The 22,997-nt window shown below is 39.0% G+C and carries 26 protein-coding genes; 12 read left to right on the forward strand and 14 right to left on the reverse strand.

Annotated elements, in window-relative coordinates; translation table 11 throughout:
• The first annotated feature begins 12 nt into the window (after positions 1 to 12).
• Positions 13 to 471, forward strand: coding sequence for a TlpA family protein disulfide reductase (locus PQ578_RS18150; RefSeq protein WP_273835843.1), 459 nt, complete (start codon positions 13 to 15; stop codon positions 469 to 471).
• Positions 472 to 512: 41 nt separating this feature from the next.
• Here PQ578_RS18150 and PQ578_RS18155 read toward each other — a convergent pair whose 3' ends face one another.
• Positions 513 to 974 (reverse strand): VanZ family protein, encoded by a 462-nt coding sequence (locus PQ578_RS18155; RefSeq protein WP_273835845.1) that lies wholly within the window; start codon positions 972 to 974, stop codon positions 513 to 515.
• A 100-nt stretch (positions 975 to 1,074) separates the two neighbouring features.
• Here PQ578_RS18155 and PQ578_RS18160 point away from each other — a divergent pair, with 100 nt between their 5' ends.
• The gene (locus tag PQ578_RS18160; protein WP_273835847.1) at positions 1,075 to 2,250 is read left to right on the forward strand and encodes a class I SAM-dependent methyltransferase; all 1,176 of its coding nucleotides are present in this window, start codon (positions 1,075 to 1,077) and stop codon (positions 2,248 to 2,250) included.
• A gap of 34 nt (positions 2,251 to 2,284) precedes the next feature.
• Here PQ578_RS18160 and PQ578_RS18165 read toward each other — a convergent pair whose 3' ends face one another.
• Positions 2,285 to 3,082, reverse strand: a complete 798-nt coding sequence (locus PQ578_RS18165; RefSeq protein ID WP_273835848.1) for a VLRF1 family aeRF1-type release factor — start codon at positions 3,080 to 3,082, stop codon at positions 2,285 to 2,287.
• 299 nt (positions 3,083 to 3,381) lie between these two features.
• Here PQ578_RS18165 and PQ578_RS18170 point away from each other — a divergent pair, with 299 nt between their 5' ends.
• Positions 3,382 to 5,295: a heavy metal translocating P-type ATPase gene (locus tag PQ578_RS18170; RefSeq protein ID WP_420541595.1), complete on the forward strand. Its 1,914-nt coding sequence runs from the start codon at positions 3,382 to 3,384 to the stop codon at positions 5,293 to 5,295.
• 26 nt (positions 5,296 to 5,321) lie between these two features.
• Here the strand turns inward: PQ578_RS18170 and PQ578_RS18175 are convergent, their stop codons facing one another.
• The 6 genes from PQ578_RS18175 to PQ578_RS18200 form a co-directional block, all read right to left on the reverse strand.
• A complete protein-coding gene (locus PQ578_RS18175) occupies positions 5,322 to 6,143 on the reverse strand; it encodes a YihY/virulence factor BrkB family protein (protein WP_098446280.1) in 822 nt (273 codons plus the stop codon).
• Positions 6,144 to 6,165: 22 nt separating this feature from the next.
• The gene (locus PQ578_RS18180; protein WP_224883577.1) at positions 6,166 to 6,567 is read right to left on the reverse strand and encodes a YtxH domain-containing protein; all 402 of its coding nucleotides are present in this window, start codon (positions 6,565 to 6,567) and stop codon (positions 6,166 to 6,168) included.
• Between the two features lie 69 nt (positions 6,568 to 6,636).
• The gene (locus PQ578_RS18185; RefSeq protein WP_273835853.1) at positions 6,637 to 7,497 is read right to left on the reverse strand and encodes a fructosamine kinase family protein; all 861 of its coding nucleotides are present in this window, start codon (positions 7,495 to 7,497) and stop codon (positions 6,637 to 6,639) included.
• Entirely contained in the window at positions 7,494 to 7,964 is a 471-nt protein-coding gene (locus PQ578_RS18190) for a low molecular weight protein-tyrosine-phosphatase (RefSeq protein ID WP_160920719.1), read from the reverse strand. Before PQ578_RS18190 ends, PQ578_RS18185 begins: the two co-directional genes overlap by 4 nt.
• Positions 7,965 to 7,966: 2 nt before the next feature.
• Positions 7,967 to 8,368 carry a secondary thiamine-phosphate synthase enzyme YjbQ gene (locus PQ578_RS18195; protein WP_273835855.1) on the reverse strand — a complete coding sequence of 134 codons (402 nt, stop codon included), beginning with the start codon at positions 8,366 to 8,368 and terminating at the stop codon, positions 7,967 to 7,969.
• 110 nt (positions 8,369 to 8,478) lie between these two features.
• The gene (locus tag PQ578_RS18200) at positions 8,479 to 9,693 is read right to left on the reverse strand and encodes an EAL domain-containing protein (protein WP_273835857.1); all 1,215 of its coding nucleotides are present in this window, start codon (positions 9,691 to 9,693) and stop codon (positions 8,479 to 8,481) included.
• A gap of 240 nt (positions 9,694 to 9,933) precedes the next feature.
• Between PQ578_RS18200 and ytvA the strand changes: the two genes are divergently transcribed.
• From ytvA to PQ578_RS18220, 4 genes are all read left to right on the forward strand, one after another.
• Complete coding sequence (ytvA, locus tag PQ578_RS18205; protein ID WP_273835858.1) at positions 9,934 to 10,740, forward strand: YtvA family blue-light photoreceptor; 807 nt, start codon at positions 9,934 to 9,936, stop codon at positions 10,738 to 10,740.
• 99 nt (positions 10,741 to 10,839) lie between these two features.
• A complete protein-coding gene (locus PQ578_RS18210; RefSeq protein ID WP_273835859.1) occupies positions 10,840 to 11,607 on the forward strand; it encodes a YwaF family protein in 768 nt (255 codons plus the stop codon).
• Positions 11,608 to 11,632: 25 nt separating this feature from the next.
• Positions 11,633 to 11,905: an acylphosphatase gene (locus PQ578_RS18215; RefSeq protein ID WP_273835861.1), complete on the forward strand. Its 273-nt coding sequence runs from the start codon at positions 11,633 to 11,635 to the stop codon at positions 11,903 to 11,905.
• A 65-nt stretch (positions 11,906 to 11,970) separates the two neighbouring features.
• Positions 11,971 to 12,759, forward strand: coding sequence for an STAS domain-containing protein (locus tag PQ578_RS18220; RefSeq protein WP_273835862.1), 789 nt, complete (start codon positions 11,971 to 11,973; stop codon positions 12,757 to 12,759).
• Positions 12,760 to 12,800: 41 nt separating this feature from the next.
• On the opposite strand, the gene PQ578_RS18225 is transcribed toward PQ578_RS18220, so the two are convergent.
• Positions 12,801 to 14,114, reverse strand: a complete 1,314-nt coding sequence (locus PQ578_RS18225) for a lysine N(6)-hydroxylase/L-ornithine N(5)-oxygenase family protein (protein ID WP_273835863.1) — start codon at positions 14,112 to 14,114, stop codon at positions 12,801 to 12,803.
• A gap of 184 nt (positions 14,115 to 14,298) precedes the next feature.
• Here PQ578_RS18225 and PQ578_RS18230 point away from each other — a divergent pair, with 184 nt between their 5' ends.
• Positions 14,299 to 15,075, forward strand: coding sequence for a class I SAM-dependent methyltransferase (locus PQ578_RS18230; RefSeq protein ID WP_420541596.1), 777 nt, complete (start codon positions 14,299 to 14,301; stop codon positions 15,073 to 15,075).
• Positions 15,076 to 15,111: 36 nt separating this feature from the next.
• On the opposite strand, the gene PQ578_RS18235 is transcribed toward PQ578_RS18230, so the two are convergent.
• Positions 15,112 to 15,903: an ABC transporter permease gene (locus PQ578_RS18235; protein WP_273835865.1), complete on the reverse strand. Its 792-nt coding sequence runs from the start codon at positions 15,901 to 15,903 to the stop codon at positions 15,112 to 15,114.
• A gap of 4 nt (positions 15,904 to 15,907) precedes the next feature.
• Positions 15,908 to 16,852 carry an ATP-binding cassette domain-containing protein gene (locus PQ578_RS18240; protein ID WP_273835866.1) on the reverse strand — a complete coding sequence of 315 codons (945 nt, stop codon included), beginning with the start codon at positions 16,850 to 16,852 and terminating at the stop codon, positions 15,908 to 15,910.
• A 410-nt stretch (positions 16,853 to 17,262) separates the two neighbouring features.
• Here PQ578_RS18240 and PQ578_RS18245 point away from each other — a divergent pair, with 410 nt between their 5' ends.
• Positions 17,263 to 17,388 (forward strand): DUF2639 domain-containing protein, encoded by a 126-nt coding sequence (locus PQ578_RS18245; RefSeq protein ID WP_084006676.1) that lies wholly within the window; start codon positions 17,263 to 17,265, stop codon positions 17,386 to 17,388.
• Positions 17,389 to 17,436: 48 nt separating this feature from the next.
• On the opposite strand, the gene PQ578_RS18250 is transcribed toward PQ578_RS18245, so the two are convergent.
• On the reverse strand, positions 17,437 to 18,135 hold the full coding sequence (locus tag PQ578_RS18250; RefSeq protein ID WP_273835867.1) for a YybI family spore inner coat protein: 699 nt from the start codon (positions 18,133 to 18,135) through the stop codon (positions 17,437 to 17,439).
• A 121-nt stretch (positions 18,136 to 18,256) separates the two neighbouring features.
• Here PQ578_RS18250 and rarD point away from each other — a divergent pair, with 121 nt between their 5' ends.
• On the forward strand, positions 18,257 to 19,198 hold the full coding sequence (gene rarD, locus PQ578_RS18255; protein ID WP_273835868.1) for an EamA family transporter RarD: 942 nt from the start codon (positions 18,257 to 18,259) through the stop codon (positions 19,196 to 19,198).
• An 18-nt stretch (positions 19,199 to 19,216) separates the two neighbouring features.
• Here rarD and PQ578_RS18260 read toward each other — a convergent pair whose 3' ends face one another.
• Positions 19,217 to 19,939, reverse strand: a complete 723-nt coding sequence (locus PQ578_RS18260) for a YqjF family protein (RefSeq protein WP_273835869.1) — start codon at positions 19,937 to 19,939, stop codon at positions 19,217 to 19,219.
• Between the two features lie 241 nt (positions 19,940 to 20,180).
• On the opposite strand from PQ578_RS18260, the gene PQ578_RS18265 reads away from it, so the two are divergent.
• Together PQ578_RS18265 and PQ578_RS18270 are read left to right on the forward strand one after the other, a co-directional pair.
• Positions 20,181 to 21,212 (forward strand): NADP-dependent oxidoreductase, encoded by a 1,032-nt coding sequence (locus tag PQ578_RS18265; RefSeq protein ID WP_224883600.1) that lies wholly within the window; start codon positions 20,181 to 20,183, stop codon positions 21,210 to 21,212.
• A gap of 122 nt (positions 21,213 to 21,334) precedes the next feature.
• The gene (locus PQ578_RS18270) at positions 21,335 to 22,063 is read left to right on the forward strand and encodes a TspO/MBR family protein (RefSeq protein WP_273835870.1); all 729 of its coding nucleotides are present in this window, start codon (positions 21,335 to 21,337) and stop codon (positions 22,061 to 22,063) included.
• Positions 22,064 to 22,104: 41 nt separating this feature from the next.
• Here PQ578_RS18270 and PQ578_RS18275 read toward each other — a convergent pair whose 3' ends face one another.
• A complete protein-coding gene (locus PQ578_RS18275) occupies positions 22,105 to 22,953 on the reverse strand; it encodes a YitT family protein (RefSeq protein WP_098446253.1) in 849 nt (282 codons plus the stop codon).
• Positions 22,954 to 22,997 lie beyond the last annotated feature (44 nt).

Consider the following 22,997-nt stretch of genomic DNA (forward strand, 5'->3'; position numbering starts at 1 on the left):
AGTCGATAGAGAATGAAACTACGCGAAGAAATGCCTGAATTAGAAGGCGCTACACAATGGTTTAACGGAGAAGTTAAAAAAAGTGATCTCGTTGGCAACAAGCCACTTACACTTGTTCACTTCTGGTCGATTAGCTGCGGCCTGTGTAAAGAAGCAATGCCAATGGTAAATGAATTTCGTGACGAGTATAGTGAAGACATGAATGTTGTAGCCGTTCATATGCCCCGTTCTGAGAAGGATCTTGATCTAGACGAAATCAAAAAGGTTGCCGATCAGCATGACATTAGTCAACCGATCTTTGTCGATAGCGACCACAAACTAACAGATGCATTCGACAATCAATATGTCCCTGCTTATTACGTATTTGATGCAGAAGGCAAACTCCGCCATTTCCAGGCAGGTGGAGAAGGACGTAAAATGCTTACGAAACGAATTACAAAACTTCTTGATAAAGCAAAGAAAGAAGACTAAGCTATGAATCACGAAAGAGGCAGCGAATGTGCTGCCTCTTTCTATTTTCTCTTTATTATTTTCTGATAGATGATAAGAACGAAATGATAAGCCACATAACCTACAAGTGCTCCGAGGGCATTTAAGAGAATATCGTCTATATCAAAAATACGGTGAGCCACAAAGTACTGCAGTAATTCAATAATCGTGCTCGTTAAAAATCCGATGATTCCAATAATAAGGAAAGATTTCCCCTTTTTACTGACTAGTGGCATCAAAAACCCTAGCGGCATAAAAAGCAAAATGTTTCCGATGATATTTTTTAAGATAAGCCAATAACTTCCGCTTTCCCACATAAGCTTAATGCTATCAAATAAAACAAGGTTAACGGATTTCCCATACGGATAATAATTATAAATAAACAACGTTGCATAGAAAAGTGCAAGTAAGTAGATACCTAATGCGAAGGATCCGCCTCTTTTTACCCACTTTTGCGTTGACACACCTTCATTCTGAGTCTGCATAATCTCTGTCTCTCCCTATTCTTCAGATGCCTTATGGGCTGTCTATATGCTATAGTATTCTATACAAAATATGTTCATGTAATAAAATTGAGGTGGAAAAATGCCGAGCTCCAAAGAAAATGTCTTATTGCAACTATCTTCTGACCTGAATAACTATAACATTCCTTATTTTTTCATAAACGAAACAGCACTTTGGCTTCAAGGTGCAGTGGATGCACCTCATTCTATAGCCGTTTCGGTTCAATGGGATGCTTTTGAGTCCGTACTTGAGAAATTCAACCTAAAATACGGCATTGCAACACCGGATCACAAGGCTGATATTTCTTATGCTGTCTATCCGATTGCTAATACATCTGTTCGAATAGAATGCACATATAACACGGTCATCCGAACGAACCCTTACTTAGTTTATGTTGATTTTAAAGAAAAAAGCGTCCCTTGCCTCTCACTTTACTACTATCAGCAGATTCCAGAGTGGCGTATGACTGTTGAAGCACACCTAAATAATGTTCAAGAAAGCGTGACAGAACAAAACAAAAAATCTTGGAATCAACAAACATATGAAGCTCTATTAAATCGTTTCGGTACTCCGGAAGAAGCAGCAATAAAGTTAAAAGAAAATCCAACTTCACGAATGAAATCATTATTGCCTTATCTTCCTGCACTACAAGGAAAGAAAGTAGCCAATCTAATGGGTTCACACGGTATGAAAGCAACAGCGATGAGTCTTATGGGCGCCGATGCAACAGTGATTGATTTTTCATATGAAAATGAACGTTACGCCAAGGAAGTAGCCACTAAATGTGGTATTGACCTCACATATATTGTAGCTGATATTTTAAAGATGGATCATCATCAAGACGGAGAATTTGATGTCATTGTGATGGAGCTAGGGATCCTACATTATTTCCTTGATCTTCATCCATTGTTTAAAGTAGTGTTTCGCCTCCTGAAAAGCGGCGGCACGTTTGTTCTTCAGGATTTCCATCCGATTTCTACAAAACTTATTACATCTAAAGGTAAGAAGCATAAAGTGGATGGTAACTATTTTGATCCTACAATTCACAAAACTGTAGTCGCATATGAAAAGCATCTAACAAACGAAAAGGAAGACAGTGTGGTCTTGCAACGAAAATGGACGCTCGGTGAAATTCTAACGAGCATGGCAGATGAGGATTTGATTATTAAACAAGTATCAGAGGAACCAAATATCAAGCTTCATGATCGAGGTATCCCAAAGATCTTTACTGTTAAAGCAACGAAACAACCTTATTAAATCAACAAAAGCACCCGAATGGGTGCTTTTCTCTTTAGGAAACAAGCGACTCAATGACTTCGTCATCTCGTTTATCAGAATAATTTTTTCCGACAACGATCGACTCTTTGTTCATTAACTCATTCAATTCACTAGCTTCTTCTTTTTCACCAGCTACGTATATTTTTTCCCACTGACGATTTTTCGCTTTTTTATCAAGTTTCGCTGCCATTGACTTATACCATCTTTCACGATTTGCTTTAATGCGATCTTCATAAAGCTCTCGCTGAGCGGTACTACCGTTTCCAGAAATATTCTCATTTCCAGTAGTTCCTTCGTAGATTTTCCAGTTGTCTTCATCAGGATCCCAAGCATACTCTTCACTTTTTGTTAGAAAACCAAGCTCTGTTTCAAGAATACGTACATAATCATGATGAACAAGAATGATTCCTGTGTTCGGATAGTCACTTTTCAACTTCTCTAGCGCTTCGAGTTGAGGTTCTTCTTCCCAATATAAATTTGTTTCAACTGGTACCTGTGTGCGCTCCACAAACCATATTTGGTCGTCTGAGGAAGCAATAATAACAAGACCACGCTTTAAATCATTTTCGATGCGATTGAGCTCATCTTGAACTTTTTCTTTTACTTTTTCGTATTTTTCAAGCTCTTCTTTATTATCACTTTGTTTTAAGTATTCTTCAAAGTTACGAAAGCCGTTTTTTAGCTGAATCTTCCATTCGCCATTTTGTCGGTCGGCATCACGACGGTCCGTATTTAAATATAAGGTAAACACTTTATCAGGTTTTTGAACATGAGCATGTTTTAACTGATCTAACTTCTCTTTTAGTAACATTTTTCTCCTCCTCATCATTACTTTGTTATTAACTCCATTCCCTCCATTTTCCTATTCTTAAACGTAAAATCTAACAGCCCAATTGTGATTATAAACATAGTCAAGAAGTAAAGTATGTGGTAGAATAAAATCATTAAAACATAATAATAATTCTAATCTATTGAAATCCATTCTCAGTAACGAAATCAAATGACTTATTTGTCAGTACTTAATATGCTGTGACCTCAAAAGTGGTCACAGCATTGCACGTTTATACGGAGAATGATGATGACTATTATTCTCAATTAGGAAAAGGAGGAATGATAATGGAACAGATAAATTTACGGTCAGACACATACCCTTCCCACTCGTCATTCTGGTGGAATACGTTAAAAAAACATGGAGAACTAGGTGCTGCCCTGTTAAGTGGAATCATTATTGCATTTACATGGATCACAGAAGGTATCTACTCTCCTACGATTGAATCTGTCTTATATATCACCGCATTTATCATCGGTGGATTCGCAAAAGCGAAAGAGGGAATAGAAGACTCTTTTGCTGAAAAAGATGTAAATGTTGAGCTTCTTATGATTATTGCTGCCATTGGAGCAGGAAGTATTGGTTACTGGACAGAGGGCGCTATTCTTATTTTTATTTTCGCACTCAGTGGAGCTCTTGAAACTTACACTCTTAATAAAAGCGAAAGTGAACTTCAGTCTCTCATGGAAATACAACCAGAGACGGCAACGATTCTATCTAACGGCGAAGAACGCATTGTACCAGCAGAATCTCTTTCAATAGGAAATCTCATTCTAGTCAAACCAGGAGAACGGGTGCCTGCTGATGGTGTGATCACAAAAGGTCAAACATCTCTTGATCAGTCAGCCATTACTGGTGAATCCATTCCAGTTATTAAACGAATTGACGAAGAGGTATTTGCTGGAACGTTAAATATCTCTGGTCATTTAACGATTAAAATGACCAAACGTAGTCAGGATACGGTGTTCCAAAAAATTATCGCACTTGTTCAGGAAGCACAAGATCAAAAAGCACCTTCCCAGCTTTTTATTGAAAAACTAGAAGGTTGGTACGTGAAAATCGTTTTAATTGTAGGCGCACTTCTCATGGTCCTTCCCCATTTTCTACTTGGCTGGACATGGGATGAAACGATCTATCGCGCAATGGTCTTTCTCGTTGTTGCCTCTCCTTGTGCACTAGTCGCATCGATTATGCCTGCCACGCTCTCCGCTATTTCTGCAGGCGCACGAAATGGTATTCTTTTTAAAGGCGGAGTGCATCTTGAACAGCTAGGTTCGATGAAGGCTGTTGCGCTTGATAAGACAGGAACGTTAACGGAAGGCTCTCCTGTTGTCACAGATGTTTTCACAAGAAGTGATATAGATGAAAAGAAGTTTATCAAAATCGTCGCTTCAATCGAGCGACAATCAACACATCCACTTGCTAAAGCGATTGTCGATCATGCCGGAGACGTCATCTTTCTAGAGCCAAATGATATGATGGATCATTCTGGATGGGGCGTGGAAGCCACAATTGAGGGGATTAGTTGGAAAGTCGGTAAATTAGCGTTCTTGTCTGAAGAGGATGGATTCAATTTATTTGAAGAAAACTATCGTCAACTGCAATCAAGTGGAAAAACAATCGTACTTGCTGCAGATAACCAGGGCATAGCTGGAATGATTGCTTTAAAAGACAAAGTTCGTAGTGAATCAGCGAATATGGTGAAGGAACTGAAAAAGCGTGGAATTGAACCGGTGATGTTAACTGGTGACAGCGAGCAAACGGCAAAAGCCATTGCTGAAGAAGTCGGGATCGATACGTATTACGCCAATTGTCTTCCAGAAGACAAAGTAAATCGAATGAAAGAATTAAAAGAAAAATACCATACGGTTGGAATGATTGGGGACGGCATTAACGATGCACCTGCTCTTGCCGCATCTGATGTAGGAATTGCAATGGGTCAGGGTACTGATGTCGCTCTTGAAACCGCAGATGTTGTTCTTATGAAGAATGATCTCGGAAAACTGACACGAGCCGTAAAGCTCTCAAACCGATTAAACAAAATCGTAAAACAAAACGTGATATTCTCTATTTCCGTTATTCTTATTTTAATTGCATCTAACTTCTTTCAATTCCTAACCCTCCCTTTAGGAGTACTCGGCCATGAAGGTAGTACAATACTTGTCATATTAAATGGACTGAGGTTATTAAAATAAAAAGCCTGATAGCGCCACCCGCGCTGTCAGGCTTTTTTTCTAAAATAATTCGAAGTGGCATTCACTTCTCCACCAATAATAATGACAAGACCTGTCAGGTAAAACCAGAGCATTAGCGCGATTACGCCTCCAAGACTTCCGTACGTTGCAGAATAGTTACTGAAGTTATTTATGTAATAAGAAAAAGCCAGAGAGACAAGCTGCCATAGCACTGAAGCAAAGATAGATCCTAACAGCACATCTTTATAATTCAATCGTTTATTCGGTGCATAGAAATAAATAAACATAAACACAACAATCATGATCGAAAGACTTAGAATCCACCGAATAATCCCAAACATAAAGCTTAATGACTCAGGCAAATCAAAAAATGTAACGAAAAATCTCCACAGCGTTTCACCGAAAACAGGTAATACCAATGCAACAACAATAACAAAAATCATTGCTAAAGATAAAAGAACAGACAAACCTCGCGCAAGTAGAAAATGCCGACTTTCTTGAACGTTATATGCACGGTTAAGTGATTTAATAATGGCATTAATTGCATTGGAAGCAGACCATATTGTCGCGATCACCCCGAAGGATAAAAGCCCTTTCCGAGCTCCATCTTCGAGAATAATGTTCTCTTGTATCGTGACAAATGACTCAGATGGTGCATATTGAGCGATTAAATCAAGAATTTGATCCTGTGAGAAATCAAAATGAGTCAGGAGGGTAATCGCAAATATAAGAAAAGGAAACAGCGATAACAAGAAATAATAAGCAAGTTGCGCTGACAAGTCAGTCACCTGATGTTCTTTTATTCTTGAAAAAAGCTGTTTTGTAAATTGTCCTAGCGATGCATCCACTATTTACCCTCCTGGGACTCGATTAGTGTGTCATTGGATCGCCGTTGTTACCAGTAAGCTCTTCACCGGCTTCAACGACTCTCGAGCCTATTTCTTTAAGATCATGCTGCGTTTCTTTCACAAGATTAAAGGCTTCAACTGAACTTTCTTTCAGTCCGTTAAACTTCTCTGATAAAGTTGAAATATCATCTTGTACTTCCTTCATTAGCTCACTAGCATCATCCACCGTTTGCTTCCATTTATCCGTATAGTAAGAAGGATTATTCTTAACGTCACGCAAAATACTTCCTGCTTTTTTCGAACCATTCTGAATGGATTCTCTCGTCCCTCGATCTAGAAGTGAAATAAGGGCACCTGCCAGTCCACCAATAAGGACTGCCTTAAACAGTTTATTTTGACTACCGCCTGAATATGTTTGACTCATTTCATTTCCTCCTCATTAGATTAAGATGACATTTATTTCCCTTAATCGTTCATAATGAAACCATTGCAGTCAAAACGTATACTTTTGCAGTATGCGATCCACTGCACTTCCATAGCTTTCCCCAAATAAGATCAGATGAACAAGTAAATAATATAATTGATAAATGGGAAGACGATCTGTAAATTCTTTCTCTAGTGGAAAATCAGCTTGATATTGATCGTAAAATGCTTTCGAATACCCACCAAATAAATATGTAAAAGCAATATCGATCTCGCGGTCTCCATAATAAACAGCAGGATCGATTAAATAAGGTCCTTCATCAGTCATGAGCCAATTTCCTCCCCAAAGATCACCATGTAAGAGCGAAAAATCGGGTTGATGCCCAATAATTGCATCAAGACGTTGACGGAGTTTTGACAAACGTTGATCACGTTCCTTAGTAAGCTTTCCTTTCTTACGAGCGAGGTTCTGCATTCTCCCTAGTCGTTGATCCCTAAAAAAGGTGACCCAATCAGTGGATGGTTCATTTAGTTGATCTAATTCACCAATGAAATTGGCTTGATGTAAACCAGCAAAATTCTCTTTCTTCTGATGTAAGGATGCAACTAGACTTCCAAGTGCTCGGTCCCCTTTATTGCTAGATGGCACAGATCGAATCCATTCCATAAGAAAAACACTCTCACGATTACCTTGAGACAGAATTAAGAGAGGTTCAGGTACCGATATCCCATGTCGTCCTAACAGCTCAAGACCATCTTTTTCAGCATGAAAAAAATCTTCTGGTGCTGATGAATTACTTTTCGCAAAGTACTCCCTATCCTTTGTTCGAACATAGTAAGCTTCATTTATAGACCCACCTGACACACCTTCTACTACCTCAACGGAAGTCAAGTCACCGCTTTTTCTAATCGCTTCTTCGATATGTTTCATATACCTTCTTCTTTTCTGATATGTTCCAATAATTTCTCACAACCAGCATCTACCATTTCATAAACTTCTTTAAAATTCCCTTCAAAATAAGGATCAGGCACATCTTCTATTTCACTTTCACTCACATAATCCATTAACCTTGAAATAGAAGTTGTTGGATTAATTCCTGCCATTTCGTGAAGTTCTCCGAGGTTTCCTGCATCCATTGCGATGACGTATTGAAAGTGAAGCAGATCAGCTTCCTTCACTTGTCTCGCTTTTATACCATCTGTTGAGATGTTTTGTTTTAAGAGAATGTCGGCTGTCCCTTCATGTGGGGGTTCGCCTATGTGCCAATCGCCAGTTCCAGCTGAGTCGATTTCAATTTGATTAGCTAATCCAGCTTTCGCTACTTTAGACCGTAGCACAGCTTCTGCCATAGGAGAACGACAAATGTTCCCAAGACATACGAATAGAACTCGGATCATCATTATCCCTCCATAACTTTAATGTAAACAGTACGGATCCGTGGACCATCAAATTCACAGAAATAAACTCCCTGCCACGTGCCGAGAATCAATTTCCCCTCTTCTATGATGATCATTTGCGAAGCCCCAACTGTACTCGTTTTTAGATGCGAAGCAGAATTCCCTTCAGCGTGTCGATACTTAGGGTGCTCCCAAGGATAAACTTCATTCAACCTCATGAGCATATCGTGCTTCACATCTGGATCAGCATTTTCATTGATCGTAACTCCAGCTGTTGTATGCGCAGAATAAACCATTACAATTCCCTGTTTAATATTTGCGTCGTGAACTGCGCTTCTCACCTCACTTGTAATATCAATCATTTCATCTCGTTTACTCGTTTTCACAGAAATTCTTTTAAGCATACGATCCCTCCTCAAATCACTCTATTACTACTACCCTTGTTACTGTGATTTCATTCAAATTTCAGTATGAATAACCACGTGGAACATCCATTACTAATGAGAGTCTCATTTTAATAGTCATCTCGTTCGTAGAGATAAAGGTATGGAATGTCGAGAAACAAGTAGTAAGACTCGTTAATAGGATAAGAATAGGTACGAATAAGTTCATTTGTTTCGATATCACTATAAAGATCGGAAAGGATCCCTACCTGATCATGTTTCATCCTTACGATGTTCTCTAGGAAATAAGGACGCCAACTCCAGTTATCACCTTCATACTCAGGTTGAAATTCCCAATTTCCATCACCATTACGATAATAGTTAGCTGAAACTTGATGACCGTCTTCATCGCAAATATATCCTCTAAAACACGCATTTCCAAGCGAATGAGCCGCTTCAGACACAATCGTATTCCAATCATGTTGTTTATTTCGCTTCAACTGCTGCTGCAAATGACGATTAAAATTTTGGGAAAGCTCGTAAAGTGAAAGAAGGCGCTTTCTCTCATGTGTAATAAAATGTTGAAATTCTTTTGTTAGGAGTGCTCTGTACTTGTTCACATCATGAAATTCTGCCTCAGGCTTGCCAAAATAATGACCTTGATAATACCTTCCACCATTCTCCCATGCATACTTTAATTGTCCAATCGCTTCAATCCCTTCAAACAATAGGGTTGCCCCGATTTTTCTTCCTAACATAGACAACGCATAGAGAACTTCTCGATACTCTGGAGGCATTCCTTTGTCTTTTAAGTTTAATAATCCTACTTTAATGATGTTTGGATTAAGTATAGCGATTTTCTCAATATTACTCATTGTGTTTCCGGCATGACTTATAGCAACTTGTACCCCAAGGCTTTTATAGTAAGTAAGAATGTGTTGCAGTTTCTGAAGGCTTTCATCAGCAATATCATAATCAGACACTTCAATCACAATTTGTTCATAAGCGATGCCTTTATTAAAGTATTCTTCAAGAGAATGTGTTAGCGTTTCACCATGGTCAAATAGTAAATGTCTTGCACTAGCATTAAAAAACACGCTCTGACCCGTACCTCGCTCTAAAAATAAATCAATGGCACAATCACGAATGTGTGTATCAATTTCCAATATGTACTCTTCAGGAATCGATTGATCCTGAAAGAAAAAGCCGAGACTTTTCATTCCTTCTTCTGTGTTAATTCTTCCAAGAACTTCATATCCAATAATTTGCTGCTTATCAGCACTAACAATCGGCTGGAAGTAAGGGAAGATCTCTTCTTTTTTTCCCATAACATCAAGTGCATCCATAACAAGGCCCTCCCATTCGACCACAATAAATACTCTTATTATACCATGTATACCAAACTACCTTTCTTCTCGAAAGATGTTTTGCTAATTTTTCAAAAAAATCTACCCCGATACTTTTACTCAAAGGAGTTAGATGGGTTTTTATTGGATTTTTTACGATAGCGTTTTATACTAGAAGTACCATTCAATTGTAAAAGGTGATGATCAAATGAGAACGTCGACGTCATGGAGCTGTTTATCATGAAAGTAAACAAAGAACAATTTAAGCGTATGAAAAAAAATGAATTTGTCAGAACAGCAATCGAGTATGTAGATACAGGTGTTGTCATTACTGATCCCGAACTTCCCGACAACCCCATCGTGTATGCGAATGAAGGATTTGAGAAGCTAACCGGATATACTTCGGAAGAAATCCTTGGCTCTAATTGCCGATTTTTGCAAGGAGAAGACACGGATTCAGGAACAATCGCTGAATTAAGAGATGCGATTAATAAAGAAAAAAAAGTTAAAATCGAAATTAAAAACTATAGAAAAAACGGGCAGTATTTTTGGAATGAACTGCAAATCTATCCCGTTCACATTGAAAGTGAAAATCAAACATACTTTGTCGGTGTGCAACAAGATATTACAAAGAGAAAAGAAGCGGAAGAACGTTCTGAGCACTACCTCGATGAGGTCAAACGCTTATCCACACCGATTGTGCCAATCGATCGGAATGTATCCATCGTACCGCTCGTTGGAAAAATTGATGAAGAACGAATTGAGCTTCTCTTACATCACGTAAGTTCTCATATCCAAAAAAGCGGAGATGAGTTTCTAATACTGGACCTGTCTGGAGTTAGTCATTTCACTTCTGAACTTCACAAAGGTGTTTACCAACTTCATCAACTAATTAAATTAATGGGTGCTGAATTAAGAATAACAGGAATTCGTCCTGATTTTGTTTTAGAAGGGATTCAGGCGGATTTCTCTTTATCATCTGTGAAAAGTTTCCCATCTGTTAAACATGCCTTAATAAACATAGATGATTCAAGTTCAATCAACTGAGTATGTCTTGATTAATAAGCTTTCGATACTACGCTCGAAAGCTTATTTCATTTTGTATCTCAACTCTATATCTCCCTTATTAAAATAGAGGTGTTGTCAATGGAGAGATATTTTTCATGGTTTACCGAAAGTTCATTTACCCTATTTTCATTTCCACATCTTTTGACACTCTTCCTAGTAGGAAGTTGTATAGTTGGAATGTTTCTTTTTCGAAAACCGTTAAGAAATAAACTTCCCAACCTCGTTATTCGACTAATGATTGCTTTTCTCTTACTCCTATCAGAGGTAAGTTTTCATGCCTGGTTCGCCTACTATAATGAGTGGAGCATCACCACGGCTTTGCCACTACAGCTTAGTAGTATATCCCTATTTCTAGCGATCGCACTCGTTCTAACAAAGAATAAAGCATTATTTCCGATTACTTATTTTGCAGGTTCCGCTAGCGCCCTACTTGCTATGATTACTCCGGACCTTGGGCCATATGCTTTCCCCCATTTTCGTTTTTTTCACTTCTTTATTGCTCATGGGGGAATACTTCTTGCCACCTGGTTTATGATAATCGTTGAAAAAGCTTTTCCCTCATATCGATCCTTATGGATGTCGTTTGCAGGATTAAACATTTACGTTCTTTTGCTCTTCCCACTTAACCTTACACTTGGCTCAAACTATATGTTTTTAATGAAAGAACCCGAAAGTCTAACACTCATCTCATATCTTGGTCCCTGGCCATTCTACTTACTTTCACTTGAAGTGATCACAATCATTGTTTTTCACTTACTTTATCTCCCATTCCATTTTCTGCTCCGGCGACCTTTTCACCATTCACCCCTGTTTAATAAACGAGAAATTAGGAAAAGAACGTTATAAGACTTTATGGAAAGGATGACATAAAATGAAACGGTATCAGTTTATAGTGAAAGGAAGAGTGCAGGGTGTTGGATTTCGTGCTTTCACACAGCAAAAAGCAGCCCAACTTGGTCTAACTGGGTATGTGATGAACCAGATGGATAATTCTGTGGAAATTCAGGCACAGGGAGAGGAAAGCACACTTACAAAGTTCCAATCTGCCTTACAAAATGGTAGTCCCTTTTCAGCTGTTGATGAAGTTCAGGTGCACGAAAAACAAATCCATGAACACGAGCGCTCCTTTTCCATTAGATATTAATAGGCATTCTAACCTCTTTCCACTATAATAAAAGGAAAAGTTAGTTGAATTACGGAGGTAATGAGTTGGTAGAAACAACTTTTTTTTCACATAGTGAAACAGTTAGGGCTCTTAACAGTTTAGGAGATAATATATTCGTATGCGATTTAGACTTAAGAGTAGTCTGGTTTAATGACCAGGCCGAAACCTTATTACACTCAATCATCTCTTATTTGCATATTAATCATCCTTTAGATCTGATTGGAAAAAGCATTGATGAATTTCATCAAAACCCTTCACATCAAAGAAACATTATACTTCACCGTCTTCCATATGAAAGTACCATCACTTTATTCGACCGCTTTGCGGCGAGCATTGTGATATCTGAATACAAAGATGATGCAGGAGTTAAGATAGGATACCTTCTTGTCTGGCGTGATGTTACGGAAAGACAAAAAGAACTTCAGGAAAATAAAAAACTTGTCCATGAATTGTCTACTGTCATTATTCCAACGGTAATCGATAACGCCATCCTTATCCCCCTTATCGGTACAATGAATGAAGAACGAACAGAAAGACTCGTTCAAAGGACATTGAATTACTGTGTAACGAACAATACTGATTACGTATTACTTGATTTCTCTGGACTGTCCGAACTAGAAAATAGCTCAGCACAAGTCCTCTGTGAAACGATGACCAAGTCTCTGGCTTTGATGGGTGTTATCGTCGTTTATGTCGGAATTACAAAGCAAGTCGTGCAGTGGCTAATGAACCTTAACTTAGATCCTACTATCCCCACCTTTGCTACATTTCGTCAGGGCATTAACCATGTTGTCAATCTTGAAGGTTACTCGCTCGTTTACGAGAAAAAATAAAAAAGAAGCTGAACGATTCAGCTTCTTTTTTGTGCTACATTTTATACTAATTTGTTGTTATCTTTACTAGAAAATTGTTGGAAAACCGTATTAGTGTTCACTTTAAAAAGGGATTTTCCTGCTACAGCATTCAACACTCGTTTATTTCGCTCGACTGAAAGAGCTAGGTTCGTAGCTCCCGTTCCATGTGAATGATCCAGGTTTGTTAAGGAAAAAATGTGATTCACTCTTCCGTCTTTAAAAACGAGTTGTTGATCTCGTTCCACTTTAAACCGCTTCTCATCTTCCCATTCAATTTCATTCTCTATTCGTTTAAACCATTCTGGAAAATGAGGCTTGTATCCAGTAGCCAGAACAATTTTTTCGGTTTTGACCTCGAACTCATTGTCCTCTTGCCACTGTCTGCAACTTAACTCATAGTGCCCCTCTGACTTTTCCACTCCATTTACTTCTGCTAACGGTTGAATCATAACGTCTAACGGTTGCTCAGAAGAGCGATGATAAAGAAGGTGATAAATATTTTTTAATGTAGATGGATCGATTCCTTTTCTCAATGTACCAAGAGTTGAAAGGGCGTCTTTACGAGCGTTAAACGAAAGACCGTGAAAGTAACTCACATAATCAGGCGAGAATACTTCCTGACCTAATTTCGCTGATTCTAATTGAAAGAAACCTGCTGATCGCGTTAGCCAATTTATCTGATAACCATATCGCTCTTGATCATGAAGGAGATCATAGAATACTTCCGCAGCACTTTGTCCCGATCCTACTACTGTAACGGATTTTGATTTTTTTAACTCTTTTTCATGGAAAAGGTAATGATTCGTATGAAGAACGTCTTCAAGTGGATATGATTCAAAGCCTTGTGGAATATTTGGTACGCTCCCTGTACCAAGAACAACGTGCTTCGCTTGAATGACAGCAGAGCGTTTCGTTTTCACATCCTCAATTGTAACGTTATAGCACTCTTTTTCTTGAGCATAGTTCACATCAATTACTCTTTTACCAAAAAAACAATTTGATAATTTTGATGCTACCCAGCGAGTATAAGCATTGTATTCCTTTCTCGGAATATCTAATTTATTAAAAAAATAAAATTGGTAAAGACGATCATGTTCATGTAAATAATTTATAAACGTATAAGGACTTTTTGGATCTGCAATCGTGACAAGATCAGCTAGAAACGGAACTTGCAGATCCGCTCCATCAATCAACATGCCTGGGTGCCAATTAAATTCCTCTTTTTGATCAAAATAAATTGCGTCTACTTCTGATTCATCCGCAAGGGCTGCCATCCCTAAGTTAAATGGACCTATCCCAATTCCTACTAGATCGTATCGTTTTGTTGTATCCACTATTTCCACGTCCTTTTATCTACATTACAAATTCAATTGATTGGTTTTCTCGGTAAACTCGAATATACGCATATCTTGTTTTACCCTATTTGTTATACTTTTAAATCTGAAAAGACATATTCATTTCCCCAATCTGTCTTTCCTCCCTGCTATAATGGTAATAACTAACAGGAGAGGAATTTCAATAATGACAAACTCCGTATTCGAATTCTATCTGACTGAGATAGATCAACCTTTTTCAGGCTGGGACTTTTCTTATATTACAGACACTGAACGAGTGAGCGCATCTCCGCTTCCATGGTCTTACACCTCTTCCGTCATTAAACCATTTCGGACAAGTGAGAGTGTTCTAGATATGGGAACGGGCGGCGGAGAGTTTCTTGAAGCTCTTAAACCATTTCCAGAGAAACTATCAGCTACAGAGGGCTATCCACCTAATGTTCCAATTGCAAAAGCCCGACTAGAACCTCACGGAATTATCGTTAAAGGATTTGAAGATGACCATCACCTTCCGTTTTCAAATGAAGAATTCCAATTGGTGATGAATAAACATGATTCTTACTCACCAATGGAGGTTCACCGCATTCTGAAAACAACTGGATCGTTTATCACCCAGCAGGTAGGTGGCGAGGATATGAAAGAACTTAATCGATTTCTAGAAGCGCCTTTGAAGTCTGAATTTGACCATTGGAACTTAGATTATGCTGTTGAGGAACTTGAAGCTGCAGGCTTTCATATTCTTAAAGCATATGAAGCTTTCCCATTAACTAGATTTTATGACATTGGGGCGATTATTTATTATTTAAAAGCGATTCCATGGCAGATTCCTGATTTTTCAACGGACCGTTATCACTCCGCTCTCTATCGCCTTCACGAACAAATTGAGAAAAATGGTTTTATTGATTTTCCATCTCACAGGTTTCTTATCCATGCTACAAAATCCGAGCCGACAGATGAATAACTACAAAGAAGAAGCGCGCAGGAATTCTGCGCGCTCTTAGTCAGCACTAACCGCTTTTGAGGCACTTATTGCTGAGAAGCTGATCGTAATGGCACATAAGAGTGCAATCACTAAGAATCCCCTAACAAGTGGCCAGACTTCCCACCCGTCAATAAATACCGACCGCATCGCTTCAAATAAGTATGTCGTTGGATTAATCGTTGCGGCTACTTTTAACCAACCTGCTTCGATAAGTTCATAAGGTACGAAAGTCGTACTTAGAAATATAAGTGGAAAAAAGACGAAAGTACCGGCCTGTGCGGATTGGGCATTTTTTGTTCTTAGTGCCACACCAACTGAATACCCCGCAAATGCAAGCCCCCAACCAAGCGTTAACAATAAAACAATGATTACTCCGCCAAACCCAGCTGCCACTTCTAGACCAAGAAAATAAGCGACAACTAGGATTAAAACCGTTTGAATAAGCAGCTGTAGCATCCCTGCAATAATCGGTCCAAGAACAATTGCAAGCCTTGAAGAAGGTGTAAGAAGAAGACGTGAAAAATACCCATTTTCTAAATCCTTCACAAGAGCTTGCCCCGCACCGCCTGCTCCTCCAATCGCTGCCGAAACGATTGATACTGGTAAAATAAACGCCAGGTAATTGGCTCCTTCAAATGCCGGGAGCTGTGAGATCCCGCTTAAACCTCCTTCATACACAAACAGGAAGAAAAGACTAATAATTAGGTTAGGAATAAAAATTAATGGATTTCTAATGATCGTAATGATACTCCTTTTTGTAAATACAAGTGTATCAACTAGAAAAGAACCCTTTTTTTGTTCACTCATGCCCTCACGCCCTTTCCTTCTGTTCATTCGTGACATTAATAAAGACATCATCCAAAGATGGAGGTTTTACATTTAATGTTTTCGGCGAAAGGTTATGTTCATCAAGTTTTCGGACGAGATCAGAGAGGAGTTTGGTGCCGTTTTCTGTATAAAGCGTTACCTCATTTTTTGAGCGTTCAATATTCTCTCCAAGATCTACAAGAATTTGACCTGCTCGCTCTGCTTCTTCATCTAGTTCAAATAAAAGTTGAATGGCATCAAAGCCGAGTGTTCTTTTCAACTCTTCAGCACTTCCAGAAGCTACGATTTTTCCTTGATTAATAATACTAATGCGATCCGCTAATTGATCAGCCTCTTCAAGATATTGCGTTGTAAGGAAGATTGTCGTGCCTTCTTCTTTATTTAATCTCTTAATTTCTTTCCAAATAGCTTTTCGGTTAGAAGGATCGAGTCCTGTTGTCGGTTCATCTAGAAAAAGAATTTTAGGCTTATGAACTAAAGTTAGAGCGAGATCTAGTCTCCTCCTCATACCACCAGAATATTTTCCACATGGGCGATCAGCGGCATCATTTAAGTCAACTAGAGCAAGTAACTCAACAGCTCTGATTTTCGCTTCTTTTTTAGTGAAGCCAAATAACCGCGCCTGCATTTCAATTAATTCTCTTCCCGTTAGTACCGGGTCGATTCCCGTTTCTTGTAAGGCTACTCCGATATTCCAGCGCACGCGCTCTGGTTCTTCTCCAACATCAACTCCGCCAATCCGAATGGATCCTGTGGTAGGTTTAACGAGTGTAGTTAAGATCTGAACGGTTGTCGATTTCCCCGCGCCATTCGGACCAAGAAAGGCAAAAAACTCTCCTTCAGCCACTTCAAAACTGACGCCCTGCACCGCCTTCACATCACCTTTATACGTCTTTACTAGACCTTGAACTGAAATAGAACCATCCATGCCCGCTCCCCCTCTTTTATCGGTACGCTTCACGTCGACCTTCACTTTTCCACGTTGTTATACATACATTCGCTTCAGAACTACCTTCTCCTTTAAGCATGCATGCAAAAAAACCTCATAGTGTATGAAGGGGGAATAGTTCGAATAAGAAAGTTTCATATGCACTTTATGCTGATACTCGGACACAAAAATTGCACGTCGCTCATAAGCTAGCCAAAATCCATGCATATTTTTCCTTTCTGTTATGATCCATTTTGCTTTTTATTTTGTCATAAAATAAGAAGAATAATTTCCACTAAAAGAATTACTGTTTTCCCCTTTTCAATAAATTCAATGGATGATAACATGGTTGACGGTTAAGGTTTATAGAATAATCCTTATAGAATTTTCATTAGAGAAAGGATGGTTCGATGCATTACGCAAGCAAAGGCTGGTACGTTGAACAGCTTAAAAAACATGATGTACGTTACATTGAAGGACGCAAGACAGAGAAATTTAAGAAACACGTACTTGCAGCTCTTCTTGAAAAGCAATAAATTGAAGTTCCTTTAAAGGGGGACCATCCCCCTTTTTTTACATACCATCTATCCAAAGATACATAACGTTTGATACATCGGAACGAATTGGTTTTCTTTCCACTGAAGCGGTGTTGAAAGAAAGCCTAGTCCATCCGCATTATATCTGCCGATTACCCTCTGATAAACCAATAATTCATCCACTCCATCACGTTGCAAGTCGATTGGATATACGCCTCCTGGAGGCAGCACGTCACCTGCTATTGGTGCTTTTAATTGGCCATTCTCCTTATATATTTCCGAAAGATATTCCTTTCCCTTATAAAGCAAACTCACAACGTAACTCTGATTTAACGTTTTATTTTCGACCTTCGCTTGATAGTAATCAAGATAATTCACCTCATAAGTAAAAGACTCATAAAAGCTTCGTTGATCAAAAAGTAATCTTAAAGATTGATTGAGATAAGAATACAGAAAGTCATACGTGATGCCTCCACTTCCTCCTGAATCTGTGCGGACTAATATTTCCTTCACCTTACTCCCTGTAAAATCTCCCAAATAAAGAGTAGGCCGATAGCCACTACTTCCGGGCAGTGAGAAAGAAACCTCTCCTCCCGAACCGTCATTCTGAATCGTTAACAACACTTCATCGACAAACGGCGTGTCGGGTCCATAAGGTTTCGTACCAGTAAGACGAACAAGATCTGGAAGTCCATTACCTGTTACGTCTCCAATTTGTTGATCTAATAAAATTCGTTCAATCCTCATTACCTTTGCCCCCTCCCTCTCTTAAACAATGTATGTTACTATGCGAACTCTTTTTCATTGTAATGATATGGAAAGGAAGCTAAACTGGTAAGAGTGACATTATTGAAACGAGGATTCGTCTATGAAGAACTTAGATAATGAACAAACAATCGGTATACTTTCTGGTGCAGGCGCCTACTTCTTATGGGGGGTTCTTCCGCTATATTGGAAGCTAGTCGGGAGCGTGCCATCTGAAGAAGTACTCGCTCACCGTATCATCTGGTCATTTGTTTTTATGTTAATCATTTTAGCTGTGCTGAGGAAAATCTCTTCTTTTAAAGGTGAACTGTACGCCATCTTTCGCCAGCCTAAAAAGCTAATGGCTATTGCCTTTGCTTCTTTATTTATTACAATCAATTGGTTTGCGTTCATTTGGGCGGTTAATCACGATCACGTGATTCAAACAAGTCTTGGATATTACATCAACCCATTGATTAGCGTTCTTCTTGGAATTCTATTCTTACAAGAAAGACTGTCATTCTGGCAGCTGATTTCTTTCTTGCTTGCGACAATTGGTGTATTAAATCTCGTTTTTCGTTTTGGGGAAATACCGTGGGTTTCTCTTATTCTCGCGATGAGCTTTGGTTTATATGGCTTATTGAAAAAAAAAGCAAGACTTGGTGCTCTAACGGGACTTACCATTGAAACACTACTCATCACGCCGTTTGCATTAATCTATTTAATGACAGTGCGCTCTAGCGTTGCGGATGCTTTATATATTCAGGATTCAGTTATTTTCAGTCTATTGCTTGGTGCAGGAATCGTAACGGCTGTCCCACTCCTTCTATTTGCAAGTGGCGCTAATCGCATCTCTCTTTCCATGATTGGCTTTTTACAATACATCGCTCCCACGCTAATGCTTGTACAAGGTGTATTTCTTTATGATGAATCATTCACTTCTGTACACGTCGTCAGCTTTACGTTAATCTGGGCAGCGCTCATACTTTTCAGTTTTGCCCGTACGAAACTATTCCGTAGAATGGAACCACCCTTCTTTCAAAGAAAACATTCACTAGAATCTTAGCAAGACAACAAGCCCGCTTCACTTCGAAGAGGGACTTGTTGTTTTTGTTATCTTTTCAAATGGCCACAAATAGGTTGTCACAGATCTAGAAAAATGAGTGATGTAAGGTTCATGATAGTAATACGACTGAGAGAGGGTATCTCGGAGAACAGCCACGTCTACTTTTTGGAGCGGCCACTTATCATGCCTAATTTCACCCTGATAAACGTTGTTTTCACGTACGATAAAAAGCCGATCTCTTTCTGTCAGCCAGTAATCAAGATTTCCTTCTGTTGTCTCGAAGCTATCACCTACTGGTTCGTAAATAATGTGATAATCGGCTTGTTTAGCATCTTTATGGGTTCGTGATGACCAGAAACTAATTTGGTTTCCATCGCTTTTTTTACCCATCTTTGCGTGAAAGTATGGAAGGTGAAAAAGATTTCTAGCAATCGCTACACCTGCTTTATGACTAGCATCAAGGCTAAAGAAATATACTCCACGCTTTTCACCATATTTCACATACGTTCGAACATTCAATTCAAGTAGTCTTGAAGCAAATGGAACCGAAGGCAATCCTCTAAACCGAATATGGGTCATTTCAAATGGAACGATCCCTATCCATGCTTTTCCATCAAACATATCAACTTCTAATTGAGGTGGAAGCATTGATTGAAGCCAGGAGGGGTCAACGGACCAGTGCAAGAATAAGAGGTCCTCCCAAGTTTGCTTCATGATCCATCCGGTTAATCTTTGACTCAATTGCCTCTCCTCCTCTCACATGTATCATAACCAATTGCGGCGATCCTTTTCAAAAAAAGAACCATTTGAATGTGCTCTCAACTAAATATCCCCCTCTATCCTGGATAACCTAACAAATAACACTCTCCATATTTAGAATGCGAATGTTTTGAAGAACTGTAATGTTTTATGGTACCGTTTAAGTGGAACAGCTTAGATAGGAAATGAATGAATCATCAATCATATAATGGAGGGATTATGAATGAGTAAACAAAGACAAATTCATCTAGCAAAACGACCAGAAGGTATGCCTTCAATGGAACACTTCAACATTGTTGAAGCGGATATTCCATCCCCGAAAGATGGAGAAGTTCTTCTGCGTGCACTATACCTTACAGTAGACCCTTACATGAGAGGTCGTATGAGAGATGCAAAATCATACGTAGCACCATTCCAAGTAAATGAACCATTAAATGGTGGTGTTGTAGCTGAAGTAGCAGAATCTAAATCATCACACTTTAATCAAGGTGACGTCGTTATCGGGCACTTGAACTGGGAAGAATATTCAGTAGTTAACGAAAAACACCTTCGCAAAATCGACCCAAGTGTTGCACCAATTACCACGCACCTTGGAATTCTCGGCATGCCAGGTCAAACGGCTTATTTCGGGCTTTTAGACATCGGTCAACCTAAAGAGGGAGAAACAGTAGTCGTCTCAGGCGCTGCTGGAGCAGTAGGCTCTGTAGTTGGTCAAATCGCTAAAATTAAAGGTTGCCGTGTCGTTGGAATTGCTGGGTCTGATGACAAGATCGATTATATTAAAAACGAGCTTGGCTTTGATGAAGGCATTAATTACAAAACACAGGACGTCTATCAAGCATTAAAAGACGCTTGTCCAGACGGCATTGACGTCTATTATGAGAACGTTGGTGGCGAAATTGGCGATGCCGCTATTAGCTTACTAAACAAATTTGCTCGCGTCCCTGTATGTGGCGCTATCTCTTCTTACAATAATAAAGAAGCAGATCTTGGTCCACGCGTTCAAGGTAAACTAATTCAAACAAGTTCTCTCATGAAAGGCTTTGTTGTTGGCGACTATTCTGATCGTTTTAATGAAGGTGCTGAACAACTTGGTAAATGGCTACAAGAAGGCAAATTAAAATACGAAGAAACAATCGTAGAAGGATTCGAAAACGTTCCAAATGCATTCCTTGGCCTTTTTGAAGGTAAAAACCTTGGTAAACAACTTGTTAAAGTGGCAGATCCAGAATATGCTACACTTCCTAATCGCTAAACAAACTCACCTGCTCCTTACCTGGAGCAGGTTTTTGTATGTGCTCTTGCTCATAAAAAGGCGGTTATCTTTAATGTCGAGAAGGAATAGTATGTACTGTAGACTATAACGAGGAGGTTCTTATGGGTAAATTTCTTCTTAACCTTATTGCATACTTGATCGTCGTAACGGTAAACGGGCTAGCTAATGCACTTCCACTAAATGGACAAACGACTGGAGAAATTTCAAATAGACTAAATGTATTGTTTACACCTGCTGGTTATGTGTTTAGTATTTGGGGACTAATTTATCTTTTATTAGGGATATGGGTTATCCGCCAATTCCCTAAAAGTCGTCGCGATCTGCCAGTCTATCAGGAAACGAGCGGACTATTTGTATTAAGCTCCATCCTAAATAGTCTATGGATTTTCCTATGGCATTATGAATTCTTCGGACTATCTGTTATTGTTATGCTTCTTTTACTCTTAACTCTCATCAGACTATACACGAAAGCAAAAGCAGCAGACGCATCCTTCTTTGACTTACTCCCTTTTTCCGTATATCTTGGGTGGATTAGCGTAGCGACAATCGCAAACATTAGTTATTATCTAACCTACATCGACTGGGATGGTTTCGGCTTATCTGATTCGTTATGGACTATCCTTCTATTAATTATCGCCACAATATTGGCGCTTACTTTCCTAAAGAAAGAGCAAGATTGGGTTTATCCGCTCGTATTTGTATGGGCCTTTATTGGAATTGGCGTAAAAAATCAAAATGGAGACGTACCGCTGGTCGTCTATTCATCCTACTTTCTTGCTGCACTGATCTTCATCGTCACTATTGTGTATGCTATTAAAAATAAACGCTAAATAAAAGCCTCGTTTCCAAAAGGAAACGAGGCTTTCATCAATTAAGCAAGAGATTTAAAGTCCTGACCAAGAATTTCCTTCATACTATGAACTGTTATAAAGGCTTTTTGATCAACCGCACCAACGTGCTTTTTCAGTTTTAGAAGATCTTTTCTTCCAAGAATCGTTGTAATCACTTCTTTTTCATCTGAAGTAAACGCACCTCTTGCTGTGTGAATTGTAGCGCCTTTCCCAATTACTTCAACAATAAAGGAACGAATTTCTTCACTCTCTTTACTAATGATCACAATCTCTTTCTTTGCTTCAAAGCTTTGAAGCGTATAATCAATCACTAAGCCGTTTAGAATGACACCAAATATTGCATACATTCCGATTTCAGGTCCAAATAAGACGACTGAGAATAGGGCAATTGAAATATCTGAGACCAGAACGGCTTTCCCAACCTCCATTGAGAAGAATTTATTGAGAATCATCGCAATGATATCCGTACCGCCAGTAGAAGCTTTCTGATGAAAAACAAGTCCCATACCAGCTGCAGCAATACACTGTCCAATGATCAATTGAATCAAGATATCCTGACTAAATGGCTCAGTCACTGGGATAAAGCGCTCAAATGCCCATACAGCAAGTGATAACGCAAAGCTTGCATAGATCGTTTTAACACCGAATTTAGGTCCGAGAAAAAGAATTCCAACTAACAAAAGAACTGCGTTCAAAATAATCATAAACATTCCGACTGACAGGTTTGGGACAAGATGGTTCATCAGAATCGACAAACCACTGACTCCCCCTGTTGCAAGACTATTAGGAGATAGGAAGAAATGAACGTGGGTAGCAACACCGAGCGCACCCAAAGTAATTAGCAGATAAGTTTTGATGTGATGAAGCATCTATTATCCCTCCCGTTGTTTTGTTTTCGTTTCGTAAGCACAAT

This window comes from Guptibacillus sedimenti, assembly GCF_028610665.1.
Taxonomy (GTDB): domain Bacteria; phylum Bacillota; class Bacilli; order Bacillales; family Guptibacillaceae; genus Guptibacillus; species Guptibacillus sedimenti.